Below are 6,658 nucleotides of genomic sequence, written 5' to 3'. Positions count from 1 at the left end.
GTCGCCCGAGCGGATGGCATTGAGGCGAAAATCCGCACGGTTCCACCAGTGTCACCAGACACCAGCGCCAGCATGCCCCCGGTGCCGGACAGCGGCGCCCCTTACGCCACCCGTGAAGATCTCGCAAACTGCGCCGGGCTGGCCCTGGGCAGCCCTACCCGGTTTGGCAATATGGCGGCCCCGCTCAAACACTTTCTCGATGGTACCGGCGATTTGTGGCTTAACGGCAAGCTGGTTGGTAAACCTGCTGGCGCCTTCACCTCTACCGGCAGCCTGCATGGCGGCCAGGAAACCACGCTGCTGACCATGATGATGCCATTGCTGCACCACGGCATGGTACTGTGCGGGCTGCCTTACTCCGAGAGTGCCCTGAATGAGACCTCGACCGGCGGCACGCCTTACGGCCCCACCCACTGGGCAGGTACCGGTGCACAGCAGGCGCTGAGTGACCATGAAAAGGCCCTGTGCCAGGCCTTTGGTGAGCGCCTTGCCCGGCTGGCGCTCAAACTTGCCGGTTGATCACCGCCAGCATCCAAACTTTCAACCACCCGGAACCTTTTATGCTCAAAAATGAAAAAGCAAAAACCACGGCCCGCATAACCATTGCGCTGTACCTTGCGGTATTGGCCACACTGCTGTTGACAACATTCTATCCAGCGCCAGTGGAAGGCGTGTCCATTCCCCTGATGTTGACGGTGAAACTGTTACCCCTTCTGGCGTTTGCAGTACCGGTATTCCGGGGGCACAATCGCGGGTACATCTGGATGGCCTTCGTGGTGATTTTTTACTTCACCCAGGCCGTGGTCTCCGCCTGGCTGAGCGAAGGCGCCCCAGGCCCGATGATTCTCACAGTGCTTACATTCCTACTGTTCACCGTCGCCATGGTTCACCTGAAAGTAAACCGGCCGGTTGCCAACTGAGTGCCCATAACACCCGGAGAGCACAACGATGGCTGATCAAACGCCCCCCATGCCAGCACCACCACATCGGCACACCCTCACCCTGCGAGACATCTGCTCTGCCCTGGTGGAAAGTGGCGAAATCAGCCACCAGGATGCTGAGAAGGTGCTCACGGCCAACCTGGGGGCCGCTACCCAGGACGGACGAACTTCTCCGCGACACCCCCTGGAACTGGTTGCCATTGCCGGCATTACCAGCCTCAGGGATGGCCGAACCCTGGATCTTGATCGGCTGACCAGCTGGCTGGCCCGATGGGCGGGCCAGGATTACTACCACATAGACCCGCTCAAGATCGACACGCCGGCCATCGCCCGGGTGATGTCCTACGCCTTTGCCCAGCGCCACGGCATTCTGGCGGTAGAGATACGCCAGGATGAAGTGCTGATTGCCAGCACGGAACCATTCAAGACCGAATGGGAAAGCAACCTTCGACAGGCCATTCGCAAGGACATTCGCCGTGTCGTTGCCAACCCGGAAGACATCCGGCGCTACACGGTGGAGTTTTACCAGCTCGCCAATTCCGTGAGCAAGGCCAGCGGCAGCCAGGCCCCGGGTGCCGCCAGCAATCAGAATTTCGAACAACTGCTGGACATAGGTTCCAACGAAAACCCGGATGCCAATGACCAGCACGTGGTCAAGATTGTCGACTGGCTGTTGCAGTACGCCTTTGACCAGCGCGCCTCAGACATTCACATTGAACCGCGCCGGGCGGTCACCCAGGTGCGTTTTCGTATTGATGGCGTGTTGCATAACGTCTATGAGTTTCCGGAACATGTCGGGGTGGCTGTCACCAGCCGTCTGAAGATTCTGGGGCGCCTGAATGTGGCCGAGAAACGCCGGCCCCAGGACGGCCGGATCAAAACCCGAAAACCGGATAACAGCGAGGTGGAGTTGCGCCTGGCCACCATGCCCACCGCCTTTGGCGAGAAGATGGTGATGCGGATTTTTGATCCGGAGGTGCTGCTGAAATCCTTCGAGCAGCTGGGCTTCAGTAAAGAAGACCGGGAGCGCTGGCAGGCCATGACCGCACGCCCCCATGGCATTGTACTGGTGACTGGCCCTACCGGTTCCGGCAAGACCACCACCCTTTACTCCACCCTCAAACAGCTGGCGTCGCCGGAACTGAACATCTGCACCATTGAAGACCCCATCGAAATGGTCGAGCCGGCCTTCAATCAGATGCAGGTGCAAACCAATATCGACCTGACGTTCGCCCATGGAGTCCGGGCCCTGCTGAGGCAAGACCCCGACGTTATTATGATTGGCGAAATCCGCGATCTGGAAACCGCCGAGATGGCGGTACAGGCAGCGCTGACCGGCCACCTGGTGCTCTCCACCCTGCACACCAACGACGCCCCGAGCGCCATCACGCGACTGATGGAACTGGGCATCCCGCCCTACCTGATCCGGGCCACGGTGCTTGGGGTGATGGCCCAGCGCCTGGCCCGCACCCTGTGCCCCCACTGCAAGGCTCCGGGTGAGGCCGACGAGCAGGCCTGGCAAACACTGACCCGCCCCTGGAAAGCGCCGGTTCCCCGTCAGTTCTATCATCCGGTGGGCTGCCTCGAATGCCGCAATACCGGCTATATGGGCCGCGCCGGGGTCTATGAGATCATGACGCTCTCCGAGCACCTGACTCGCCAGATCAATGATCGCTGCGAACTCGAGCATTTAAGGCTGGACGCCTATAAAGAAGGCATGAAATCCCTGCGCCTCAGTGGCGCCCAGAAAGTGGCCGCCGGCCAGACCACGGTGGAAGAAATCCTGCGGGTGACCCCGGAAAGCCAGCGCTGAACCCGCATCAACCCGGGCGCAGACCGCACTGCTCCAACAGTTCCTGCCAGTGCCGGGTGTGCTGCATCATGGCCTGGTCCAGCTCCCGCCAGAGGCTGACTTCAGCATCGGCTGACAAATGACGCTGGTACCAGTCCTGAAAGCTCGCCGGCATAACGGCAGTTTGCTGGTCCGCCAGCTCGGCCAGAGCCCCGATCAGCGAATCCCGGGCCCGGCTGACATCGCTCATGTAGGGCTGGATTTCACCAATGTACACATTGAAGAAGAAATTTCGGACGATTTCTGATTGATTATTCGGCCGGCCATTCAGACATAATGGACGCTCATCAAGGCGCGCTTTCAGGGTCTCTGTTCCTGCATTGAGGGTTGCAATCAACAGCCGGGCGCTGTTGATCACCTGCCCGGCGCGAAACTCCGATTGCCAGCGTTGGTGCACTCCGCCAAGTGCATCGAGGGGAACATCGAGCTGCTGGACCGACAAATCGGATACGGCCTGGTTCAACTGGCCCAGGTCCCGCACCAGATCAGACACCGGATTGCCTTCGGCAGCGACCGGATAAAACCCCTTTGACAGGGTCAGCAAGCGTTCGATCTCTTCCGTGCCCCAGGTGGCATTCCACACCGCCACAGGAAGCGATGCCCGCTTGCTCTCGACCGCATCCTGGAGGGTTTTCTCCAAGCGCTCATCGTCGATCTCTGCCATGCAGTCTTCCGCGGCTCGGATAAACCGGACTTCATAACGCAGCCGGTTAAGAGGCTGCATCACCCGGCCCATCACCGAGTTTCGCTCGCCAACCACATACTGAAGTTCACACCCGTACAGCGACAGAAAGTCCAGCATGCCCAGATCCAGCTCAGGCATATCAAGCACACGTTCGCGGCGACGGGGTACGGTGGAGGCAGGGGGAAGATCAGAGGGAACCGATACCGATGGCGTATCCAGCACCCGGGCAAGGCGCTCCAGGTACTCTTCCATCATCGGCTCGGCTTCGGAGAACGGATTGCAGCCGGCCAGAAACAAGGCACAAACACCCGGAATAAGCCATTTCAGACATGAACTACCGGGCATTCGACCACCTCCTAACGTTTACGCAGTAGCGCGTCTACCTCCGCAAAATCACGGGCAACAGGCCGACCAGTGTCAGGAAGCTCCCCATCACGCACCAGCCAGACGGTTTTAAGCCCAGCTTCCTCAGCCGCCGAGAGCTCGGCTTCCACGTCCGACAGGAACAGAACGGTCCCCGGCTCTACACCTAGCTCGGCAAGAATATTGCGGTAAGACTGTGCTTCTTTTTTGCCGCCCACACCGGTATCGAAGTATCCGGAGAAAAACGGCGTAAAGTCGCCTTCGTTACTGAAACCAAAAATCAGTTTCTGTGCCTTCACAGAACCAGAGGAATATACGAACAGCCTTAGGCCCCGATCATGCCAGCGCTGAAGATAATCCGCCGCATCCGGATAGATATCGCCCTTCAGCTCTCCGCTGTGATATCCCTGCTCCCAGACCATGCCCTGCAGTGCTTTGAGCGGCCCTTCTTTGCGATCCTCGGATATCCAGGCCTGGAGGACATCAATCAGGCCCTCCACATCTTTACTGTCGACACCACTTTTTTCTGCGACCAGAGCCAGCTGTTCAGCCACAGCCGGCGTGGTGTGATGGTTCGTGCGGATAAATTCCGGCAAGTGTTTACTGGCGTAGGGAAACAGCACATCGTGCACGAATGAGATCGAGCTGGTCGTGCCCTCTATATCGGTCAGAACTACCCGAATCATCCTGCCACTCCCGCAAGCCCTTCGTAACGGGGCAGTCGACTGGCGATATCCTCGCCGGTAAAGCTCGCAACCCAGCCTTCCGGGTTGGTGAACAGGCGAATGCAAGTGAATTGCGGCTCTGGCCCCATATCAAACCAGTGGCGTGTGCCATCCGGTACACTGATCAAATCGTTCTGCTGGCACAGCAGGGCATACACCTGGTCGCCAAAGTGCAGATAGAACAGGCCCTGGCCCCGCACGAAAAACCGCACTTCATCCTCGCTGTGGGTATGCTCGTCCAGAAACTTCTGGCGGAAGGCTTCCTTTTGGGGGTTGTCCGGGTTCAGGCTGATCACATCGGCCGTCTGGAAACCGCATTCCTGCTTCAGCCGCGCAACCTCTTCGCTGTAGGCTTCCAGAATCTGCTCCTGGCTGGCATCCGCCGGCAGATCACGGGTTGGCCACTGTTCGAAACGCACGCCGTGGCGGGCGAGCGCATCACCGATAGCCCCCGGGTCGGTCATCACGGTGCGGGCCTCGTCCGGCTGGCTCTGGTGAAATATGCTCAGGGTAGTCATGGGCGGACCCTCATGGTTTCAAGTTCACATTCAAAGAGAAATTCGAAGGCTTCGACATGGCGCAGGCAATCCGCCATGGTCTTACCCCAGGTATACAGGCCGTGGCCGCGAATCAGGTAACCGGGGTGTTCAGGATGGGCCAGAAACCAGGCCCGGGTGTCCTCGGCCAACGCCGGAATATCCTGAGTGTTGTCGAAAACCGGAATGCTCAGTGCACCCTCATGGGTCTCAACACCGGAAAACGCCTTCTGCAATTCGTAGCCTTCCAGCTCCAGTGCCTGACCCGCAGCAATCAGCCGACTCAATACTGTGGCTTTTACGGAATGGGTGTGCAAGACGGCACCAACCTCCGGGAACACCTGGTAAAGCACGGTATGCAACAGGGTTTCTGCGGAGGATTTGCACTGGCTTTGGACCGGCCGGCCGTCAAGATCAACCACCATGACGTCTGCGGTGGTCAGCTGCCCCTTGTGGCGGCCAGACACCGTAATGGCCACATGATCACTGTCGATCCGCGCAGAATAATTGCTGCTGGTGGCAGGCGACCAGCCACGGCCGTAAAGGAACTGACCTGCATCCACGATGGACTGAGCCGCTGTGGCAAATCGTGTTACATCAAACACACGCAATCTCCCGGTTGAAACGTGCCCTGCCGGGCAAGCGATGGCCGCCATTATAGGACGGCCATCGCTCCCCGAAAACCGCTTTGGCTCAAGCCGTCAACGGCAGGCGGCGCTGGCGCTTTCCGGTCAGCGCAAACAGGGCATTGCCCAGGGCGGGAATCACCGGGGGCACGCCTGGCTCACCCACACCGGTCGGGCCTGCTTCACTGTCAACAACGTCCACCACCACGTCGGGCGCCTGGTGCATCTGCATCAGGCGGTAGTCGTGGAAATTGCTCTGCCGGATCTCGCCGTTGTCGAAGTTGATCTCGCCGTAGAGCGCGGCGGTCAGGCCAAACAGGATGCCACCCTCGATCTGGTCTTCAACAATCCTGGGATTAACCACCTGGCCGCAATCCACGCTGCAGATCACCTTGTACACCCGTATTTCACCGTTCTCGATTCCGGCTTCAACCACTTGGGCCACATAGGTACCAAAGCTCTTGAACAAGGCGAGCCCCCGGGCGCGACCTTCCGGCGCTGGCTGGCCCCAATCCGCCAGCCGGGCTGCGCGCTCTAGCACCTCGCGATGGCGCGGCTCGGCATCCAGCATTTTCAGGCGGAACTGCAACGGATCTTCACCGGATTCGTGGGCCAGCTCATCCATAAAGGTTTCCACCGCAAACCCGTTGTGGGAATAACCCACCGATCGCCACCAGGTGATGGGCACACCGGGATCGGTGTGGGTATGACGAACGCTGACGTTCTGCACCTGGTAGGGGTATTCAATGGCCCCTTCAATGGCCGAAATATCTTTCGGTGTGGCAATGCCCTCAGCCATCAGCCCTACCCGCCCCAGGGTGTCGTAGAGGAACTTGGGCGCCCAGGGATACTGTGCGGGTGCGGCATTGCGCACGTACCAGTCCAGAACCTGCGGGCCGACGATCTGGTGGTGCCAGCCGGTCAGTTCGC

Annotated in this window: 8 protein-coding genes; 3 read left to right on the top strand and 5 right to left on the bottom strand. The window is 59.5% G+C overall.

Features of this window, described 5'->3' with window-relative positions; genetic code table 11:
- From wrbA to J122_RS12870, 3 genes are all read left to right on the top strand, one after another.
- On the top strand, positions 1 to 519 hold a 519-nt coding region (gene wrbA / locus J122_RS12880), incomplete at its 5' end, for an NAD(P)H:quinone oxidoreductase (protein WP_061332657.1).
- A gap of 41 nt (positions 520 to 560) precedes the next feature.
- The gene (locus tag J122_RS12875) at positions 561 to 920 is read left to right on the top strand and encodes a DUF2069 domain-containing protein (protein ID WP_061332656.1); all 360 of its coding nucleotides are present in this window, start codon (positions 561 to 563) and stop codon (positions 918 to 920) included.
- Positions 921 to 948: 28 nt separating this feature from the next.
- On the top strand, positions 949 to 2,754 hold the full coding sequence (locus J122_RS12870; protein ID WP_061332655.1) for a GspE/PulE family protein: 1,806 nt from the start codon (positions 949 to 951) through the stop codon (positions 2,752 to 2,754).
- A 7-nt stretch (positions 2,755 to 2,761) separates the two neighbouring features.
- Here J122_RS12870 and J122_RS12865 read toward each other — a convergent pair whose 3' ends face one another.
- The 5 genes from J122_RS12865 to J122_RS12845 all read right to left on the bottom strand — a co-directional run.
- Positions 2,762 to 3,823, bottom strand: a complete 1,062-nt coding sequence (locus tag J122_RS12865; RefSeq protein ID WP_061332654.1) for a DUF3080 domain-containing protein — start codon at positions 3,821 to 3,823, stop codon at positions 2,762 to 2,764.
- An 11-nt stretch (positions 3,824 to 3,834) separates the two neighbouring features.
- Complete coding sequence (gene mtnC / locus J122_RS12860; protein ID WP_061332653.1) at positions 3,835 to 4,527, bottom strand: acireductone synthase; 693 nt, start codon at positions 4,525 to 4,527, stop codon at positions 3,835 to 3,837.
- Positions 4,524 to 5,084 carry a 1,2-dihydroxy-3-keto-5-methylthiopentene dioxygenase gene (locus J122_RS12855; protein WP_061332652.1) on the bottom strand — a complete coding sequence of 187 codons (561 nt, stop codon included), beginning with the start codon at positions 5,082 to 5,084 and terminating at the stop codon, positions 4,524 to 4,526. The genes mtnC and J122_RS12855 overlap by 4 nt, the downstream gene beginning before the upstream one ends.
- Positions 5,081 to 5,707, bottom strand: coding sequence for a methylthioribulose 1-phosphate dehydratase (locus J122_RS12850; protein WP_061332651.1), 627 nt, complete (start codon positions 5,705 to 5,707; stop codon positions 5,081 to 5,083). Before J122_RS12850 ends, J122_RS12855 begins: the two co-directional genes overlap by 4 nt.
- A gap of 88 nt (positions 5,708 to 5,795) precedes the next feature.
- The coding region (locus J122_RS12845; protein WP_156471762.1) for a molybdopterin cofactor-binding domain-containing protein at positions 5,796 to 6,658 on the bottom strand (863 nt) is incomplete at its 5' end.

Source organism: Marinobacter excellens LAMA 842, from assembly GCF_001574445.1.
Classification (GTDB): domain Bacteria; phylum Pseudomonadota; class Gammaproteobacteria; order Pseudomonadales; family Oleiphilaceae; genus Marinobacter; species Marinobacter shengliensis.
This window is presented reverse-complemented; position numbering and strand designations above follow the sequence as displayed.

Excerpts from the sequence above, each read along its gene's own strand:
- J122_RS12870 (WP_061332655.1), top strand. The coding sequence starts at position 949 with ATGGCTGATCAAACGCCCCCCATGCCAGCACCACCACATCGGCACACC.
- mtnC (WP_061332653.1), bottom strand. The coding sequence starts at position 4,527 with ATGATTCGGGTAGTTCTGACCGATATAGAGGGCACGACCAGCTCGATC.
- J122_RS12865 (WP_061332654.1), bottom strand. The coding sequence starts at position 3,823 with ATGCCCGGTAGTTCATGTCTGAAATGGCTTATTCCGGGTGTTTGTGCC.
- J122_RS12875 (WP_061332656.1), top strand. The coding sequence starts at position 561 with ATGCTCAAAAATGAAAAAGCAAAAACCACGGCCCGCATAACCATTGCG.
- J122_RS12855 (WP_061332652.1), bottom strand. The coding sequence starts at position 5,084 with ATGACTACCCTGAGCATATTTCACCAGAGCCAGCCGGACGAGGCCCGC.